This is a genomic window from Cupriavidus sp. UYPR2.512 (genome assembly GCF_000379565.1).
GTDB lineage: Bacteria > Pseudomonadota > Gammaproteobacteria > Burkholderiales > Burkholderiaceae > Cupriavidus.
On sequence record NZ_KB903009.1, the window covers coordinates 40,288 to 58,815 of the forward strand.

Here is an 18,528-nt window from a genome sequence, read left to right on the forward strand (position 1 = left end):
TCAGGCGGCGCGCGGGCGCAGCGCGCGCGGCCGCACGGGCGGGGTCACGCCGGCGCGCTCCAGGTTCACGCCCGGCAGCAGGTGCAGCAGCCGCACCAGTTCTGACTGGCGATGCGTGCCGGTCTTGCGCAGCGTGTCGCGGATATGCACGCGCACGGTGTGGGGCGAAAGAAATTCGCGCTCGGCAATTTCGTTGAGGGTTTCGCCGGCAGCCAGGCGGATCGCAATAATGCTTTCCTTGCGCGACAGCCCGAACAGCGAGGTCAGCACGCCGGCATCCAGCACCGAGCGCGATTCCGAGTTGCCGAACAGCATCATCGCGGCCGGCAGCTGCCACGGGCCCTCCACCGGCTGGCGCGACACCAGCGGCGTGACGATGATCGGCACCGGCTGTCCGCCGGAGGTAATGTGCATCCACGAGCCGGAGGCCGCGTCCGTGCCGCGGGCACGCATGGCGCCGTCGAGCAGCTTGCGCAGCACCGCCTGCAGCGTGTCGCTGTGGGCGCGCAGCACACCGCCCTGCAGCGACAGGTGGCCATCGGCCTGCACCAGCGCCTCAGCCCAGCTGTTGGCATAGCGCACGCGCAGGTCCGTCTGCAGCACCATCACGCCGAAGTCCAGCGTATCCAGCCCGGCCAGGCCCAGGCTGGCCAGTCCGCTCAGCTCGAAGTTGCGCTGCTGCATCCGTGCCGCGCGCACCCAGTGCGGCATCACGTGCGCCAGGCGCCGCTCGCGCTGGCCTGTGCTGATGCTGCCCGCGCTGGTGCCGCTCATCAGCACGCAAACCTCGGCGTTCTCAATCAGGCGGATGCCTTGTTCCAGTCCGCTGCAGGCCAGCGCAGCCGTGGCCGCATCCGCCATGCCGCCATCGTACGAGGCCATGCCGTGGCAGGCCAGCGCGGGGGCGTCATTGGGGGTGCAGCAAGTGCCAGGATAGGGCAGGTCGAGCGGACCGGGCAGCCAGTCGGGCATGCTGGCGCCGCTGGTGAAGCAGCCATGCGGGGTCACGCCAAGGCGGGCATGGCCGGCCAGCTTGTCCCAGATCAGGTAACGCGGGCTGCCTGTGCAGGTGTATCGGGAAAAGAGGTCGAGGGCGCCGGGCATGGCCGCAACGTCCAGCGCGGACTCGTAGATTGAGTCGACCAGACGATGGAAGTCCTCGTCCGTAGTCGGGTGTTCGCCCATGTTCAGATCCCCCGGTGGCAAACGCCTCTTGCTTTGCGCCACGGCAAGTGGCCACATCCTTTTGGTGTTATCGGTTCCGTTCTGGCGTTCTGTATAGGCGCCGATACGGATGCTGTGGCGGCGGGCTTGGTCCCGTCATGTTCGCCGCATCGTAATCATGCCAAACAATGTTGTTTGTTTTATCCCCCGGGTCGGGGGGGGGAAATACGGATTGCGCGGCGTAACTTCCCCGCCGGGCCAGGCAGGGCCGCGATCATACTGCGGCGCGATGGTAATACTCGTGAAGAAAAGAAATTTTCAGCGCTGAAATAGTGCTCGACGTTCCACATACGCCACGATTCTGTTGGCTCTGGTGCCATAAGTTCAACGCAGCAAGCAGTTGTTAGAATGACAGCGTTGGAGTAATAATGCAGTCATTGACTGCAGTGGTGGAGGCGATCATGCCGATCCTGACCGTTAGAAATTTGCCCGACGACGTGCATCGTGCGCTGCGGGTCCGTGCCGCCCAGAACGGACGCAGCACCGAGGCTGAGGTGCGTGAGATCCTGGCCAGGGCGGTGATGCCGCAGAAGCGCGTGCGCCTGGGTGATGCGCTGGCGATGCTTGGCCGTGAGATCGGCCTGTCGAATGCGGACGTTGAAGCGATCGAGCAGGGCAAGGACAATGCAGCGGCCGAGCCAGTGAGCTTTGAATGATCGTTCTGGATACCAACGTCATTTCCGAGGCCATGAAGCCGGAACCGGCCGACGCCGTGCGCTGCTGGCTCAACGACGAGGCCGCCGAGACCTTGTACCTGTCCAGCGTGACGCTGGCCGAACTGCTGTTCGGCATCGGCGCGCTGCCGGCGGGCAGGCGCCGCGCCATGCTGTCCGCTGCGCTGGACGGCCTGGTGACGCTGTTCGAAGGGCGCATCTTGCCGTTCGACACGAATGCGGCCCGGCACTATGCGGAACTCGCCACTGCCGCCAGAAGCCGTGGCCGCGGCCTTCCCACGCCGGATGGCTATATCGCCGCGATTGCCGCGGCCAACGGCATGATGGTCGCGACGCGGGACATGTCGCCCTTTGAAGCGGCCGGGCTGCAGGTGCTAAATCCGTGGCTGGCGCCGCGTCCGTCGTGAAGGGGGAACGCCCGCGCCAAACGTATTGCTACTGTCCCTGAGTCGTCGGATCAGCCGCCCGCTGGGTGGCTTTTTCGTTGGCGGCTTCCGGATCCAACCGTTGCGCCGCGCCGCCATCCACCTGGATCGTCAGGCTCGCCGATGCCATGCGGATGCCGTTGGCGTCGAAATTGCGCTTGAGCCGCGCGTTGAAGGCGCGCGTGATCTCGGCCTGCATCAGCGGCCGGGTCTTGAACTGTGCCATCACCACCGGCCCGTTCGGGTCGAAACGGTCCAGCCCCAGGATGTCCAGCCCCGACATCAGGTTGCGGGCGTAGCGATGGTCGCGCGCCAGTTCGGCGCCGGTGGCGCGGATCAGCTCCAGCGCCTGGTCCAGGTCGCTCTGGTAGGTGATACCGATGTTGAACACCGCGTAGGCATAGCCGCGCGACAGGTTCTTGACTGCCTTGATCTGGCTGTACGGCAGCGTGTGCAGCGCGCCGCGGCCGTCGCGCAGCCTGACCGTGCGGATGGTCATGGCTTCGACCACGCCGGCGTGGTCCGGCAGTTCGATCGAGTCGCCGATGGCGATGGAGTCCTCGACCACGATGAACAGCCCCGTGATCAGGTCCTGCACCAGGCTCTGCGCGCCGAAGCCGATGGCCAGGCCAACCACGCCCGCGCCGGCCAGCAGCGGCGTCACGTTGACGCCCAGGTTGGCCAGCACCGCGATCACCGTGATCACCAGCAGGCCGATGAGCGAGGCGTTGCGCACCAGCGGCAGGATGGTCTTGGCCCGCAGGCTGGGCTGCGCGCCGCGCCCGTGCGCGGGCGACAGTGATTGCATGATGGAGGTGTCGATCAGCAGCCAGACCAGCCAGGCCAGCAGCACGGTGCTGGTGACGCTGAAGACCGTCTCGGTGAGATGGCGGCCCGCAGCGGATGACTCGGCCAGGCGCACCAGCGACGTGCCCCAGACGCGCATCACCATCTCAATGAAGACTGCCCAGATCAGCACGCGCACCAGCGCCAGCGCGAAGCGCCCGAAGCGCTGCAGGTAGGCCGAGCGGCGGCGGTCGCGGATGCGCGGCGCGCGCGCGGTGGCCTTGGGCGAGTGCCCCGCCACCATCGTCAGCAGCAGCCCGGCGAGGAACAATGCCACCGATGCCACCGTGCGGCGCAGGAACACATCCGCATGGCCGGTGGCCAGGATGGTGCCGACCACCGATGCCACCACCACCGCCAGCACCGGCAGGTGCCAGGCCTGCCCGGCCAGCCGCAGCAGGTCGGTCGCGGCCGGGTGGGCCTGGCGGAAGGCCAGCGGCCGCTGGCCGATCAGCTGGCCGATCTGCCGGCGGAAACACAGCGCGAACGCGCCGATGCCCAGGGCCGCGGCGATATTGGCCACGGTGGCCACCAGCGCGCACAGGTTGGTGCCGAGCACGGCGATCACGCGGCTGTCGGTGGCGCCGTCGCCCAGTGCCGCCAGCGCCCCCGTGCAGAACAGCAGCCACGGTGAGTGCGCCAGCAGCTGCCGCACCGCCAACTGCCGGTGCGCGCTGCGGAACAGCGTGAAGATGACCTGGCACACCGCTGCCGCGATCGCCCCCGCCACGATTGCATACGCCACCAGCACGGCGGCGACGCTGGCCGGCGATTGGGCAAATACGCGTTGGGCCAGCAGCAAGGTCAGCCCGAATGCCACCACCCAGGGCCCGATATGGCGCAGCATGAAGACGCCGACGTCGACCCACGATGGCAGCTCGGGCAGCTTGCCGCGCTCGGCGCGCGTGGGTTTGCGCGCGCGCCGGCGCCGGATGCGGTGGCCGATCTCCCACAAGACCCCGCCGCTCACCGCCCAGGCTGCAAGCACCAGCGCGAATTCACGCAGCGAGGCCGGCGTCGTGCGGGTGCCGTTGTGGGTGAGCGCGGCGTGCCATTCCTCGCCCGCGAAGCGCGTGCGCCAGCGCCAGAACTGCCACGGGCCGCGATCCTTGCGCAGATGGGTATCGACCTCGTCCAGCACTTCAGCGACGGCACCGATCAGGCCGGGCGCGGAGGCGCCGGCCGGGGCTGCCGCCGCGGAGGCGGGCGCGGCCCCGGAGGCACCCAGCCCCTGGCGCATGGTTTGCAGCTGGCCCACCAGGGCGCGCCGCTCGCCGTCGTTCTGCAGCGTGGCGATCACCTGGTCCAGCGACTGCGCCAGCGGCACGCTGGCGGCGGGTGCGCTGGCCGGCGCCGCGGGCTTCTCCGCCTTGCCCAGCAGTGCCACGAGGGAGCCGGCCGGGGTCGCGTGCGCCGGGATGGGGCACAGCAGCGTCAACAGCGCGGCCAGCACGGCGAACGCACGCAGCACCGGCTGCAGTGCGGCATGCCAGCGGAGCGCAGGGGTGGGGGCGTGGTGTTCGGGTTTGTGCATGGTTCGTAGTCGGTTGCCGGTGCCGGGCGGCGCCGGAATGGCCGTCGATCGCGTCACTGTAGCGCATTGGTCGCGCCGGGTGCCGGAGCGCGCCACAGGCTCGCGCCATCCTCATTCGTCGCTTCGGACGATGCGTCGCAACGGCCGATCCACGAATCTCGAGCCCACTCCGGTACAGGCGGTTCTTGCGCCTGCCGGCTTCATCAAACCGCGGGGCCGCGCCGGATCCGGCCGGGCCAGGAACAAGAGACAAAGGAAAGACGGCATGGAACTCAATGCATCGGTATCGGCAGTGGTGACGGGTGGCGCTTCGGGCCTGGGCGCGGCAACAGCACGTGCGCTGGCGGCGCAGGGCGTGCGCGTGGCGCTGTTCGACCTGAACGTGGAGAAGGGCGAAGCGCTGGCGCGTGAACTGGGCGGCGTGTTCTGCCAGGTCAACGTCACCTCAGAGGCCGAGGTCGAGGCCGGCTTTGCCAAGGCGCGCGCCGCCATCGGCCAGGAACGCATCCTGGTCAACTGCGCCGGCACGGGCAACGCCATCAAGACCGCCTCGCGTTCCAAGGAAGCGCCGGACCAGATCAAGCATTTCCCGTCCGATGCCTTCGAGCGCATCATCCAGATCAACCTGATCGGCACCTTCCGCTGCATCGCGCGCTCGGCCGCGGGCATGCTGACGCTGGACACCGCCGGCGGCGAGCGCGGCGTGATCATCAATACCGCGTCGGTGGCGGCGCAGGACGGCCAGATGGGCCAGGCCGCGTACTCGGCGTCGAAGGCCGGCGTGGTCGGCATGACGCTGCCGATCGCGCGCGATCTGGCGGGCGAAGGCATCCGCGTCAACACCATCCTGCCGGGCATCTTCAATACGCCGCTGCTGCAGGGCGCGGCAGAGAACGTCAAGGCCGCGCTGGCCGCTTCGGTGCCGTTCCCCAAGCGCCTGGGACAGCCGGAAGAGTTCGCCTCGCTGGCCGTCGAGATGTGCCGCAACGGCTATTTCAACGGCGAATCGGTGCGTCTGGACGGCGCCATCCGCATGGCGCCGCGCTGAGCGTAGCGCCAGCACATCGTCATGTCCGGGCCCGCGCAGCGCTGGTCCGGACGCTATCAAAATCAGGAGACGCGGATGGACTTCAGCTATCTGACGACACTGCCCCACGCGGTACGCCACTTCGCGCGCCTGCGGCCCGAGGCGGTGGCGTATGCGTTCGAAGGCCGGCAGACTACCTATGCCGAATTCGAGCGGAACACCAATCGCGTGGCACAGGCCCTGCTGGCTGAAGGCGCCGGGGTCGGCGAGCGCATTGGCTATATCGGCAAGAACAGCGACCACTATTTCGAGCTGCTGCTTGGCGCGGCCAAGACCGGCGCGGTGATGACGCCGGCCAGCTGGCGCCTGGCGCCGCCCGAGGTGGAGTTCATCCTTGGCCATTGCGATGCCGTGGTGCTCTTCGTCGGGGCGGAATCGGCGGCAATGGTCCGGAACCTGCTGCCCGCGCTGCCGATGGTGCGCAAGGTGGTGGTGATGGAGCCGTGCGCGGAGCAGGGCGACTGGCAGTGCTATATCGACTGGCGCGACGCCCATCCGGCCACCGCGCCCGCGCATGAGCCGGCCGCACATGACGTGGTGCTGCAGCTGTACACGTCCGGCACCACCGGCCGGCCCAAGGGAGCGATGCTTACGCACCGCAACCTGACCATCGGCACCGAGGTGAGCGAACGCGAGACCATTCAGTGGTCGCACTGGATTGCCGACGACATCTCGCTGGTGGCGATGCCGGTGGCGCATATCGGCGGCTCTGGCTGGGGGCTGCGCAACCTTCTGGCCGGCGCCAAGGGCGTGGTGGCGCGCGAGTTCGATCCGCGCGCCGTGCTCGACTTCATCGAGCACGAACGCATCAGCAAGCTGTTCATGGTGCCGGCCGCGATGCAGATCGTGCTGCGCGACCCGCGTGCGCGCCAGGTGGACTACTCGCGCCTGAAGTACCTGCTGTACGGCGCCGCCCCGATTCCTGCGGCGCTGCTGCGCGAGGGCATCGAGGTGTTCGGCTGCGGCTTCGTGCAGCAGTACGGCATGACCGAGACCACCGGCACCATCGTGGCGCTGCCGCCCGAGGACCATACCACCGAGGAGGTGCCGCGCATGCGCGCGGCGGGCAAGCCGCTGGCTGGCGTCGAGCTCAAGGTGGTCGACTACGAAGGGCGCCAGCTGGCGCCGGGCGAGGTCGGCGAGATCGTAGTGCGCTCGCAGCACAATATGGCCGGCTACTGGAAACAGCCGGAGGAAACGGCGCGCACCATCGATGCCGATGGCTGGCTGCGCACCGGCGACGCCGGCTACACGGATGCCGACGGCTACCTGTACATCCATGACCGCGTCAAGGACATGATCATCAGCGGCGGCGAGAACGTCTATCCGGCCGAGGTTGAAAGCGCGATCTACGGCCACCCGCAGGTGGCTGACGTGGCGGTGATCGGCGTGCCGGACGAGAAGTGGGGCGAGGCGGTCAAGGCCATCGTCGTGCTCAAGCCGGGGCAGGCGCCGGACCAGGCCGGCATTATCGCGTGGACGCGCCAGCGGCTGGCGGGCTTCAAGGTGCCCAAGAGCATCGAGTTTGTCGAGGCGCTGCCGCGCAACCCGTCGGGCAAGCTGCTGCGGCGCAAGCTGCGCGAACCGTTCTGGGAGGGGATGAACCGGCGGGTGAACTGACGCCGGCAGGAGCAAAGAAAAACCCGCCGTGACTGAACTGCACCCCAAAAGTTGGACATCGATCCAACCTTTGGGGTGCAGTTCAGTGACTGGCGGGTTTTTCTTTGCCTGTCGGACTGCCCTGGCTTTAGTCCGCCTGGATGCCGAATTCCTTGACCACCTTGGTGTAGCGGGCCGTGTCGGCGGCGATCAGCTTCGACAGCACCGCCGGCTCGCCGCCCGAAGGCGTGACCGCGATGGTGGCCATGCGCGCCACCACGTCGGGCATCTTCAGGATCTCGTTGACGTGCGTGTTGAGCGTGCGCACCAGGTCGGCCGGCATGCCCTTGGGCCCGAGCAGGGCCTGCCAGGCGCCGATCTCCACGTCCTTGTAGCCCAGCTCGGCCAGCGTCGGCACGTTGGGCGCGAACGGCGAGCGCTTCTGGTCCGCCACCGCCAGCGGCACCAGGCTGCCATTTCCGACGTACTGCGAGATCGCGCCGTAAGTGATGTAGGTCACCGGCACCTGCCCGCCGATCACGTCGACGATGGCGGGCGCCAGGCCGCGGTAGGGCACCTGGCTGATCTTGATGCCGGCGGACTTGTTGAACAGTTCGCCCATGATGTGCATCGGCGAGCCATTGCCGGGCGTGGCATAGGTTTCCACCTTGCCGGCCTTGGCGCGCGCCACCAGGTCGCTGACCTTGGTGATGCCGGTACCCTTGTTGACAACCACGAACAGCGACTGCGTGCCGATCTGGCTGATGGGCGTGAAGTCGTGCTGCACGTCATAGCTGGCGCCGGCGCCGGCCTTGAGCACCAGCGGCGCGATGGCGACAGTGTTGGGGGCCAGCAGCAGGGTGTAGCCGTCCGGGTTGGCCCGGGCCACGTAGGCGCTGCCGATGGTGCCAGCGGCGCCGGTGCGGTTTTCCACCACTACCGACTGCTTCAGGCGCGGCGCGAGCTTTTCCGCGAACATGCGCGCCAGCACGTCGACGTCGCCGCCGGCCGGGTAGGCCACAACGATGGTGATGGGCTTGTTCGGGTACGCACCCTGGGCCAGGGCGGTGCCGCCGGTGGCAGCGGCCAGGGCGGTCGCGGCGGCCAGCGTGGCGAGTACTTTGCGGCGTACGGGCTTCATGATGTTCAGACCTCTGTAAGACGTGGCGCCCGGACGGGCCGGGGCCAATGGCTGTGTGGGCGTCCGGCGCATTGCCTGCGCCGGACGGTACCGCCGGGGGGCGCGGAGAAAATCAGAAAACGTGCTTGATGCCGATCATCGATCCCCACTGGTTCTCGCCCGGGCGCGGGTTCGAGCCAGGCGAGCCGCCGCTGACCGACATGGCCAGCTGGCCGCCGTTGTTGATAAAGCCGGCGGTGGCGTAAACCGAGGTGCGCTTGCTGAAGCTGTACATCGCGCGCAGCGTGTAAAGCATGGCCTGGTTGTCGCTGCCGTGGTAGTTCAGGAAGTAGACCTGGCCGGCCAGGTTGACCGCGGGGGTGATGTCGTAGGACGCGCCGGCGTAGTACAGGTCGCTGATCGGCGTTGGGCTGCCCTCGTTGTCGCGGCGGATCCAGCCGGCGCCGATCTTGGCGCGCTGGAACAGCATGTAGCCGCCCAGCGACAGGCGGTCGTCGGTCAGGTTGCTGTTGGTCAGGCCGCCGAAGGCGCCCGGGCCGCCGCGCTGCGAGTCATACGCGGCAGTGACGCCCCAGGTCTTGTTGTCGTAGCCGAGCATGGCCGACCACTCGCGGCACGCCTTCTTGTCGGCGGCGTTCTCGCCGGCGCAGTTGGTGCCCGATGGGCTGGGGCCGGCGTTGACCGCGTCGCGCCCGAAGCTGTAGGTGGCGCCCACCACGAAGCCGCTGAAGTTGGCCTTGTACGACACCGCGTTGTCGGCGCGCGTATTGGGCAGGTAGCTGTCGAGCGAGCCCGAGCCGTACACGTTGGGCCCCAGGATATCGCTGTCAAGCGTGGCCCAGAACAGCATGGTGTACTGGCGGCCGAACGACAGCTGCCCGTACTGGTTGGTCAGCCCGACCAGCGCCTGGCGCCCGAACAGGCGGCCGCCCTGGTTGGAGGTGCCAGAATCCGGCGAGAAGCCCGACTCCAGCACGAAGATGCTCTTCAGGCCACCGCCCAGGTCTTCACTGCCGCGGATGCCCCAGCGCGAGGGCACGGTGGCGGTCAGGTTGGGCATGCGCACCAGGCCATTGCCGTTGGCGCCGACATTGCTCACATACTCGACACCCGTGTCGATGACCCCGTAGAGGGTGACCGAGGATTGTGCCGAGGCCAGCAAGGGGAAAGCCGCGGCCAGGCCTGCGGCGATTCGTGCAAGTTTCATCTACCAGTTTCCTTCCAGTTTTCCGTCTTGTAATCGTCTTGTGGTCCGGGCCGCTGCGATGGCGGTCCGCGCTCAGGGCAGGCTTGTGGTGGGCAGGTTCTTCTCCTCGTTTTGGACAGGGCGATGCATGGATGCGATCGTCTCCTGGCGGGGCCATCGCGCGGCGCCGATCCGGAAAATGCGTTTTTCGCCTCTTGTTTGTTTTATATATGGAACGACAGACAACATAAGAAACGTTCACGGAAATATAGCTGCGACTTACCGGAAGTTGTGAGGAGGGTTATCCCTAGTGAGGCTGAGCCGCGACGAGCCTGCAGCGGCGGTGCCGCACCCCGCCAGTGCGGCGCCGCGCGCGCCTGGTGCAGCCGCCGCCATCCGGGCCAGCGCGCTCCGGCGCCGCGCAATCGCCGCTGACCGGCTCCAGCCAAGGCATCCAGCCCAGTTCCCGCGGCTGCGCGTGCCGCGGCGTGCAAAACGGTGCATGCACCGGGCCGATGCCGGCAACGCCATGCGCGCCAAAGGCCTATCGTTAACCCTGATCCCGTCCTTTTCCCCGCTTCGCCTATGCTGTAAAGGTTTTATTTACAAATCTAGGTTTTATATATGGAACAAAAGCACCCCCACGCACCAGCACAGCCGGACCGGCAGCTGCTGGAAGCCCTCGACATCGGGTTTGCCCAGCGCGTGGTGCAGGTGGGCGCGGGCGGCGAGCGCGTGGCCTACCGCTGCGGCGGGGGCACGGGCCCGGCGGTCGTGCTGCTGCACGGCATCAGTTCCGGGGCGGCGTCGTGGCTGCCGTGCGCGAGCCTGCTGGCCGCGCACGCGCGGGTGATCGCCTGGGATGCGCCGGGCTATGGCGATTCGTCGCCGCTGGCGCCGGCGCGGCCGTTGGCGTCTGACTATGCGCAGCGGCTGCATGGACTGCTGCAGGCGCTGGGCGTGCGGCCGGCGCTGATCGTCGGGCATTCACTGGGCGCGCTCATGGCGGCGGCCTATGTCGCCAACGCGCGCCAGCTGCCGGCGCGGCTGCTGTTGCTCAGCGTGGCACAAGGCTACGGCGGCCCCGGCAAGGAGGCCCAGGCGCAGGAAGTTGCGCGCCAACGGCTGGAGGCGCTGGAGTCGCTTGGTGTGGACGGGCTGGCGCAACGCGGGCCAACCCGGCTGCTGAGCGAGGAGGCCGGCCCCGGCGCCCAGGCATGGGTGCGCTGGAACATGCAGCGGCTGAACCCGGACGGCTACCGGCAGGCGGTGGCGATGCTGTGCGGCGACGACATCCACGCCTACCTGGCCCGGCGCCCAGACGCCCTGCCCACGCAGATCGCCTGCGGCAGCCGCGATGTCGTCACCACGCCGCCAGCCTGCGGCACGCTGGCCGAACGCTTCGGCCTGCCGTTCTCGCTGATCCCGGATGCGGGCCATGCTTGCTATATCGACCAGGCCGCCGCCACCGCGCGGTTGATCCGCTCGGTGCTGGACGACGTCACCTGAAGCCACCGCGGCGGCGCCTGCCCGCCGCATCCCCGGCGGTCGCGCGCAGCTTGCGCCACCCCCTTCCAGATTCGTAGTGCTGATCGCGGGTTAACCCCAGTCAATTTTTGCGGCCGCGTTGTCTATAGTCGTACCTGTGTTCAATATCTAAACCAGTGTTTCATTAGTAAAACGTAGCCCAGGCGATCGCAAGACCGGTCGGCGAAGCACGCGGAACACGGTCCCCCCGCTGCAAGACATGGAGCAAAGCGCAATGGAAAGCCTCTCGTACAACCCGAACCTGGTGCCCTGGGAGCGTCCGGCGCCGAACAACGTGGCAGGCAAGGGCCATATCGAGCAACCGGGCAAGGTCGCCAACATCGTCTGGCAGACCCGTGCCGCCGCACCGACCGCCTATGAGAACGCGCTGGGCGATGCCCTCGAAGCCGCGTTCGAAGGTGGCGCGCAGAACCCGCAGGACATCGTGCGCGCCTTCAATGACGCCGGTTTTCTGGGCGTCGACGGCCAGCCCTGGACCGAAGAGCGCTTCCTGTCCGAAATGCGCCGGCTGGGTGCCTGAGCCCGCCCCAGTCCAAGTCCAGCCTCGAAGCGAGAAAACCATGGAATCGAACAAGCAAGCCCGCACCGAAGCCCGCCTGAACACCGGCCTGCGCAACTACTGGTACCCGGTCGCCGCCTCGTGGGCGGTGTCCCATGCCCCGATCGGCATCACCCGCCTGAGCCAGAACATCGTGCTGTGGCGCGATGGCGCCGGCCAGGTCCACGCCCTGGAAGACCGCTGCCCGCACCGCGGCGCGCGCCTGTCGATGGGCTGGAACCTGGGCGACCGCGTTGCCTGCTGGTACCACGGCGTTGAGGTCGGCGGCGACGGCCAGGTCAAGAGCGTGCCGGCGGTGGAAAGCTGCCCGCTGGAAGGCCGCACCTGCGTGCGCAGCTATCCGGTGCAGGAGCAGGCCGGCGCCATCTTCCTGTGGTTCGGCGACCAGGCCCCGCAAGGCGAGGGCAGCCCCGACGAACTGCGCCTGCCGGAAGAGCTGGCCAGCGACGAGCACAGCAACTTCCTGTGCGTGGCGCACTGGGACTGCAACTACCGCTACGCCATCGACAACGTGATGGACCCGATGCACGGTGCCTACCTGCATGCTGTGTCGCACTCGATGGCCAGCGGCGAGAAGTCCGCCGTGATGCAGATCCGCGAGACCGAGCACGGCCTGGTGTTCGAGAAGACCGGCCAGCGCGGCGTCAATTTCGATTGGGTGGAATTTGGCGAGACCGGCACGCTGTGGCTGCGCCTGGCGATTCCGTACCGCGCCAGGGTCGGCCCCGGCGGCCCGTTCGGCATCGTCGGCATGGCCACGCCGGTCGATGAAGACCATTGCATGGTGTTCTTCTGGCGTACCCGCCACGTGCAGGGCTGGGAGCGCGACGTGTGGCGCTTCCTGTACCGCAACCGCCTGGAGCAGCTGCACTGGGACGTGCTGGAGCAGGACCGCGTGGTGCTGGAAATGATGGCCCCGAACGCGCGTGACCACGAGATGCTGTACCAGCACGATGCCGGCATTACCCGCGTGCGCCGCCTGCTCAAGCGCCGCGCCGAGCAGGAAGTGGCCGACGAGCCGGTAGCCATGCTGCAACCCGCCGGAGCCGCCAGCCATGCCTGAGGCAAACACCAACAACACGCTGCTGGCCGGGCGCAAGGTGCTGGTCACCGGCGCCGCGCGCGGACTGGGCCTGGCCTTCGTTAGATCGCTGGCCGAAGCCGGCGCCGCCGTGGCCATGGCCGACATCCTGGCCGAGCGCCTGCAGCAGGAAGCCGACGCCCTGCGCGCCCACGGCCTGAAGGTGGTGCCGGTCACGCTGGACCTGTCCGATCCGGCCTCGGTGCAGGCTTGCGCCGACGCCGCGGTCAAGGCGCTGGGCGGGCTCGACGGCCTGGTCAACAACGCCGCCGTGACGGATTCCGGCGGCCGTGACGCCGCCGCCATCGACATCGCCACCTGGGACCGCGTGATGAACGTCAACGTGCGCGGCACCTGGCTGATGACCACCGCCTGCCTGCCGGCGCTGCGCGCCAGCGGCCGCGGCGCCGTCGTCAACCTGGCGTCGGACACGCCGCTGTGGGGCGCGCCCAACCTGCTGGCCTACGTGGCGAGCAAGAGCGCCATCATCGGCATGACGCGCTCGCTCGCCCGCGAACTGGGCAAGGACCAGATCACCGTCAATGCGGTGGCGCCGGGCCTGACGCTGGTGGAAGCGACCGAATACGTGCCCCAGCACCGGCACGACCTGTATCGCGAACAGCGCGCCATCCCGCGCGAGCAGCTGCCCGATGACGTCTGCGGCGCGGTGCTGTTCGCACTGTCCGACCTCGCCCGTTTCGTGACCGGCCAGACGCTGGCGGTCAACGGCGGCTTTGTCATGCACTGACCCACCGATCCACGGAAACAAAGGAATCCAAATGAGCGATCTTTCCCAACAAGACAATATCAAGCGTTCCTGGGAACAACCGGCAGATGCCTCGTTCGACCAGTGGATGGAAAGCCGCGTGGCGCGCTTCTCCACGCGCAAGTATGACTGGGACGCGCTGAAGTTCCAGGCCGACTACGACCCCAAGTACCGCCGCGCGCAGATGCGCTACCTGGGCACCGGCGGCACCGGCGTGGCCGCCGACACCAACACCGTGCCGTCGGAGAACTTCACCTTCTCGACCATGGTTATCCCCGCCGGCCATGAAGGCCCGTCGCATATCCACACCGACGTGGAAGAGGTGTTCTTCATCCTGCGCGGCAAGGTCAAGCTGGTTCTGGAAAAGGATGGCGAGCGCTTCGAGACCATCCTGACCGAGCGTGACCTGGTCTCGGTGCCGCCGGGCGTGTATCGCGAGGAGATCAACATCGGCGACGAGGATGTGCTGATGTGCGTGATGCTGGGCGCCAAGAAGCCGATCACGCCGACCTACCCGCCCGAGCACCCGCTGGCGAAGATCAAGCGCTGATGCCGGCGGACGTCCGTCAGCGCGCCTCAACCGAAGCCATGAGCACCAACGCCATCCCGGCCACGCCCGCCGCCAACGAGACCCCGGACAAGTACATCGTCCCGGGCCTGGAGCGCGGCCTGCGCCTGCTGAGCGAGTTCAGCAGCAAGGACCGCACCATGTCGGCCGCGGAACTGGCGCGCCGCCTGAAGGTGCCGCGCTCGACCGTGTTCCGGCTGCTGGCCACGCTGGAAATGCTGGGCTTTGTCGAGCGTGCCGACGGCGGCCGGGACTTCCGGCTGGGCATGGCGGTGCTGCGCCTGGGGTTTGAATACCTGGCGTCGCTGGAGCTGACCGAGCTCGGACGCCCGCTGCTGGAGCGGCTGCGCGACGAGATCGGCTACCCCAGCAACCTGGTGGTGCGCGACGGGCGTTCGATCGTCTACGTGGCCAAGGCGGTGTCGCCGCGGCCGTTTGCCAGCTCGGTCAATGTCGGTACGCGCTTGCCGGCGCATGCCACGGTGCTGGGGCGCGTGCTGCTCGAAGACCTGTCGCTGGCGGAGCTGCGCGCGCTGTACCCGGAAACGCAGCTGGAAGTGTTCTCCGACAGCACGCCGCGCTCGGTCGATGCGCTCTTTGCGATCGTCCAGCGCGACCGCGAACGCGGCTATGTGCTGCAGGAGGGCTTCTTCGAGGCCAGCATCTCGACCATTGCCGCACCGGTGCGCGACCGCACCGGCAAGGTGGTGGCGGCGCTGGGCGCCACCATTCCCGCCGCGCATATCGATCCGGAACAACTGGACGCGATGGTGGAGAAAGTGAGGAACACCGCGGGCGAGCTGTCGCGCCTGCTTGACTACCGGCCGTCGCTGCACAGCGCAGGCAAGGTGGTGAATCTGTATCGGGAGTGAGGACAATGTCCATGATTGAACTCGGCGGCAAGGTTGCCGTCGTTACCGGCGGGTCCTCCGGCATCGGGCTGGCGACCGTCGAACTGCTGCTTGAAGCGGGCGCCGCCGTGGCCATGTGCGGCCGCGACGAAGCCCGCCTGCGCAGCGCCGAGGCGCAGCTGCGCGAGAAATTCCCCGGGTGCCGGCTGCATGCCGCCGCCTGCGATGTGCTCAGGCCGGAACAGGTCGCTGCCTTTGCCGCCAGCGTGCAGGCCACGCTGGGCAACGTCGACATGCTGGTCAATAACGCTGGCCAGGGCCGGGTCTCCACCTTCGCCAACACCGAGGATGCGGCCTGGATGGAAGAGCTGCAGCTCAAATTCTTCTCGGTGATTCACCCGACGCGCGCGTTCCTGCCGCAGCTGGAAAAGTCGGGCCAGGGTGCCATCGTCTGCGTCAACTCGCTGCTGGCGCAGCAGCCGGAGCCGCACATGGTGGCCACCTCGGCCGCGCGCGCCGGCGTGCTCAACCTGGTGCGCTCGATGGCCACCGAGTTTGCGCCCAAGGGCGTGCGCGTCAACGGCATCCTGATCGGGCTGGTCGAATCGGGCCAGTGGCGCCGCCGCTTCGAGGCGCGCTCCGAAGCAGACCGCCACCTGGACTGGGCCGCATGGACCGCGCGCCTGGCCCAGCAGAAACATATTCCCCTTGGCCGCCTGGGCCTGCCGGTCGAGGCAGCCCGCGCCATCCTGTTCCTTGCCTCGCCGTTGTCTTCGTACACCACGGGCAGCCATATCGATATCTCCGGAGGACACTCCCGTCATGCCTAATCAACCACAGTACGAACAACAGCAGGTCACCGTGGGCTGCGCCATCACGGCGTTTCTCGAGCAGTGCGGCGTCAAGGCCGCCTTCGGCGTGATCTCGATCCACAACATGCCGATCCTCGACGCCATGGGCGAGCGCGGCAAGATCCGCTTTGTGCCGGCGCGCGGCGAAGCGGGCGGCACCAATATGGCCGATGCCTATGCCCGCACCACGGGCGGCCTGGGCGTATGCCTGACCAGCACCGGCACCGCCGCGGGCAACGCCGCCGGTGCGATGGTGGAAGCGCTGACCGCCGGCACGCCGATGCTGCATATCACCGGCCAGATCGAAACGCCTTACCTGGACCAGAGCCTGGCGTACATCCACGAGGCGCCGGACCAGCTCACCATGCTGAAAGCCGTGTCCAAGGCCGCCTTCCGCATCCGCAGCGCCGACACCGCCATCAGCACCATCAAGCTGGCCGTGCAGACCGCGCTGACGGCGCCCACCGGCCCGGTCAGCGTGGAGATCCCCATCGACATCCAGGCCGCGCTGATCGACCTGCCGGCCGACCTGCAGCCGCTGCCGGTGCCGCAGCACGTGCCGTCGGCGCACGCGCTGGACGCGCTGGCCGAGCGCCTGGCCAAGGCGAAGCGCCCGCTGCTGTGGCTGGGCGGCGGTGCGCGCCATGCCAGCAAGCAGGTGCAACGCCTGCTGGACCTGGGCTTCGGCGTGGTCACCAGCACGCAGGGCCGCGGCATCGTGCCGGAAGACGATCCCCGCTCGCTGGGCGCCTTCAACCTGCACAAGCCGGTCGAGAATTTCTACCAGACCTGCGACGCGATGCTGGTGGTGGGTTCGCGCCTGCGCGGCAATGAAACCCTGAAATACGAACTGAAGCTGCCGCGCCCGCTGCTGCGCATCGACGCCGACCCGGCCGCCGAAGGCCGCTGCTACCTGAGCGACTACTTTGTCAGCGGCGACGCCGCGCTGGCGCTGGACGCCCTGGCGGATCGGCTCGAGCAACGCATGCAGATCGACCCGGCCTTCGCCGCCGACCTGCGCCGCGCGCACGACACCGCCGTCAACGGCCTGGTCGATGGCCTCGGGCCCTATTCGGCGCTGGTGCAGGCGCTGCAGGGCGCGGTCGGCCGCAGCTTCAACTGGGTGCGCGACGTGACCGTGTCGAACAGTACCTGGGGCAACCGCCATCTGCGCATTTTTGATTCGCGTGCCGGCGTGCACGCGCTCGGCGGCGGCATCGGCCAGGGCCTGGCGATGGGCATCGGTGCCGCGATCGGTGCGGCGGCGACCGCTTCGGGCAAGAAGACGTTCACGCTGGCCGGCGACGGCGGCTTTATCCTGAACCTGGGCGAACTGGCCACCGCGGTGCAGGAGCGCGCCGACATGGTGATCGTGCTGATGAACGACAAGGGCTACGGCGTGATCAAGAACATCCAGGATGCGCAGTACGGCGGCCGCCGCCACTACGTGGACCTGCATACGCCGGACTACGCCACGCTGGCAAAGTCGCTGTCGCTGCGCCATGCCCGCGTGAGCAACCTGGCAGACGTGGGTGCGGCGCTGGAAGCGGCCACCGTCGAGCCCGGCCCGTTCCTGCTGGAGATCGACATGCTGTCGATCGGTTCCTTCAAGACCATCTTCGCCGGCCCCCCGGTGAACAAGGACAACGAAGAGCCGGCGCGCGAACAAACCACTGTCACCGCCTGAAGGAGACCGGAGATGCTGCATGTGTCCATGGTTGGCTGCGGCGCGATCGGCCGCGGCGTGATGGAATTGCTCAAGAGCGATCCTGACGTGGTGTTCGACGTGGTGATCGTGCCGGAGCACACGATGGACGAGGCCCGCGACGCAGTCTCCGCGCTGGCGCCGCGCGCCCGCGTGGCGACGCACCTGGACGACCAGCGCCCCGATCTGCTGGTCGAGTGCGCCGGCCACCATGCGCTGCAAGAGCACATCGTGCCGGCGCTGGAACGCGGCATCCCGTGCATGGTGGTGTCGGTCGGCGCGCTGTCCGAGCCCGGCATGGCGGAGCGGCTGGAAGCGGCCGCGCGCCGCGGCGGCACGCAGGTGCAGCTGTTGTCGGGTGCGATCGGCGCGATCGATGCGCTGGCCGCGGCGCGTGTCGGCGGGCTGGACGAAGTGACCTACACCGGTCGCAAGCCGGCGCGCGCCTGGGCCGGCACGCCGGCCGAGCAGCTCTTCGACCTGAATGCGCTGACCGAGGCGACCGTGATCTTCGAGGGCACGGCGCGCGACGCGGCGCGCCTGTATCCCAGGAATGCCAATGTGGCCGCCACGGTGTCGCTGGCAGGCCTGGGGCTGGATCGCACCTCGGTCAAGCTGCTGGCCGACCCGCATGCGGTGGAGAACGTGCACCACGTGGAAGCGCGTGGCGCTTTCGGCGGCTTCGAGCTGACCATGCGCGGCAAGCCGCTCGCGGCCAACCCCAAGACGTCGGCGCTGACGGTGTTCAGTGTGGTGCGGGCGCTGGGGAATCGGGCGCACGCGGTATCGATCTAGCAGACTGAGGCGCTAACGATCGCTGCGGGTTTGCTCCCCTCTCCCGCAAGCGGGGGAGGGGAGTCCGGCAGCAGCACTTGACAAGGCC

At 68.2% G+C, this 18,528-nt stretch carries 17 protein-coding genes; 13 read left to right on the plus strand and 4 right to left on the minus strand.

Annotated elements, in window-relative coordinates; genetic code table 11:
* Positions 1-1,185 (minus strand): helix-turn-helix transcriptional regulator, encoded by a 1,185-nt coding sequence (locus A3A5_RS0117500; RefSeq protein ID WP_018311838.1) that lies wholly within the window; start codon positions 1,183-1,185, stop codon positions 1-3.
* 440 nt (positions 1,186-1,625) lie between these two features.
* On the opposite strand from A3A5_RS0117500, the gene A3A5_RS0117505 reads away from it, so the two are divergent.
* Positions 1,626-1,880 (plus strand): plasmid stabilization protein, encoded by a 255-nt coding sequence (locus A3A5_RS0117505; RefSeq protein ID WP_026200868.1) that lies wholly within the window; start codon positions 1,626-1,628, stop codon positions 1,878-1,880.
* Positions 1,877-2,305 carry a type II toxin-antitoxin system VapC family toxin gene (locus tag A3A5_RS0117510; protein ID WP_018311840.1) on the plus strand — a complete coding sequence of 143 codons (429 nt, stop codon included), beginning with the start codon at positions 1,877-1,879 and terminating at the stop codon, positions 2,303-2,305. The genes A3A5_RS0117505 and A3A5_RS0117510 overlap by 4 nt, the downstream gene beginning before the upstream one ends.
* Positions 2,306-2,333: 28 nt before the next feature.
* Here the strand turns inward: A3A5_RS0117510 and A3A5_RS0117515 are convergent, their stop codons facing one another.
* Positions 2,334-4,703, minus strand: coding sequence for a mechanosensitive ion channel family protein (locus A3A5_RS0117515; RefSeq protein WP_018311841.1), 2,370 nt, complete (start codon positions 4,701-4,703; stop codon positions 2,334-2,336).
* Positions 4,704-4,968: 265 nt separating this feature from the next.
* Between A3A5_RS0117515 and A3A5_RS0117520 the strand changes: the two genes are divergently transcribed.
* Both A3A5_RS0117520 and A3A5_RS0117525 read left to right on the plus strand, forming a co-directional pair.
* Positions 4,969-5,751 carry an SDR family NAD(P)-dependent oxidoreductase gene (locus A3A5_RS0117520; protein ID WP_018311842.1) on the plus strand — a complete coding sequence of 261 codons (783 nt, stop codon included), beginning with the start codon at positions 4,969-4,971 and terminating at the stop codon, positions 5,749-5,751.
* Between the two features lie 75 nt (positions 5,752-5,826).
* The gene (locus A3A5_RS0117525; protein ID WP_018311843.1) at positions 5,827-7,410 is read left to right on the plus strand and encodes a fatty acid--CoA ligase; all 1,584 of its coding nucleotides are present in this window, start codon (positions 5,827-5,829) and stop codon (positions 7,408-7,410) included.
* A 127-nt stretch (positions 7,411-7,537) separates the two neighbouring features.
* Here the strand turns inward: A3A5_RS0117525 and A3A5_RS0117530 are convergent, their stop codons facing one another.
* Positions 7,538-8,530 carry a tripartite tricarboxylate transporter substrate binding protein gene (locus A3A5_RS0117530; protein WP_018311844.1) on the minus strand — a complete coding sequence of 331 codons (993 nt, stop codon included), beginning with the start codon at positions 8,528-8,530 and terminating at the stop codon, positions 7,538-7,540.
* Between the two features lie 112 nt (positions 8,531-8,642).
* Positions 8,643-9,737, minus strand: a complete 1,095-nt coding sequence (locus A3A5_RS0117535) for a porin (RefSeq protein ID WP_018311845.1) — start codon at positions 9,735-9,737, stop codon at positions 8,643-8,645.
* 603 nt (positions 9,738-10,340) lie between these two features.
* Here A3A5_RS0117535 and A3A5_RS0117540 point away from each other — a divergent pair.
* The 9 genes from A3A5_RS0117540 to A3A5_RS0117580 all read left to right on the plus strand — a co-directional run bounded on the left by A3A5_RS0117540 (position 10,341) and on the right by A3A5_RS0117580 (position 18,440).
* On the plus strand, positions 10,341-11,225 hold the full coding sequence (locus A3A5_RS0117540; RefSeq protein ID WP_018311846.1) for an alpha/beta fold hydrolase: 885 nt from the start codon (positions 10,341-10,343) through the stop codon (positions 11,223-11,225).
* Between the two features lie 253 nt (positions 11,226-11,478).
* Positions 11,479-11,784 (plus strand): recombinase-like helix-turn-helix domain-containing protein, encoded by a 306-nt coding sequence (locus tag A3A5_RS0117545; protein WP_010811689.1) that lies wholly within the window; start codon positions 11,479-11,481, stop codon positions 11,782-11,784.
* A gap of 40 nt (positions 11,785-11,824) precedes the next feature.
* Positions 11,825-12,886 carry an aromatic ring-hydroxylating dioxygenase subunit alpha gene (locus A3A5_RS0117550; protein WP_018311847.1) on the plus strand — a complete coding sequence of 354 codons (1,062 nt, stop codon included), beginning with the start codon at positions 11,825-11,827 and terminating at the stop codon, positions 12,884-12,886.
* Positions 12,879-13,652, plus strand: a complete 774-nt coding sequence (locus A3A5_RS0117555) for an SDR family oxidoreductase (protein WP_018311848.1) — start codon at positions 12,879-12,881, stop codon at positions 13,650-13,652. The genes A3A5_RS0117550 and A3A5_RS0117555 overlap by 8 nt, the downstream gene beginning before the upstream one ends.
* 31 nt (positions 13,653-13,683) lie before the next feature.
* Positions 13,684-14,220, plus strand: coding sequence for a cupin domain-containing protein (locus A3A5_RS0117560; protein ID WP_018311849.1), 537 nt, complete (start codon positions 13,684-13,686; stop codon positions 14,218-14,220).
* A 38-nt stretch (positions 14,221-14,258) separates the two neighbouring features.
* Positions 14,259-15,110: an IclR family transcriptional regulator gene (locus A3A5_RS0117565; RefSeq protein ID WP_026200870.1), complete on the plus strand. Its 852-nt coding sequence runs from the start codon at positions 14,259-14,261 to the stop codon at positions 15,108-15,110.
* A gap of 5 nt (positions 15,111-15,115) precedes the next feature.
* A complete protein-coding gene (locus tag A3A5_RS0117570; protein WP_018311851.1) occupies positions 15,116-15,919 on the plus strand; it encodes an SDR family oxidoreductase in 804 nt (267 codons plus the stop codon).
* Positions 15,912-17,627 carry a thiamine pyrophosphate-binding protein gene (locus A3A5_RS0117575; protein WP_026200871.1) on the plus strand — a complete coding sequence of 572 codons (1,716 nt, stop codon included), beginning with the start codon at positions 15,912-15,914 and terminating at the stop codon, positions 17,625-17,627. The genes A3A5_RS0117570 and A3A5_RS0117575 overlap by 8 nt, the downstream gene beginning before the upstream one ends.
* A gap of 12 nt (positions 17,628-17,639) precedes the next feature.
* Complete coding sequence (locus A3A5_RS0117580) at positions 17,640-18,440, plus strand: aspartate dehydrogenase (protein WP_018311853.1); 801 nt, start codon at positions 17,640-17,642, stop codon at positions 18,438-18,440.
* The last annotated feature ends 88 nt before the right edge of the window (positions 18,441-18,528 follow it).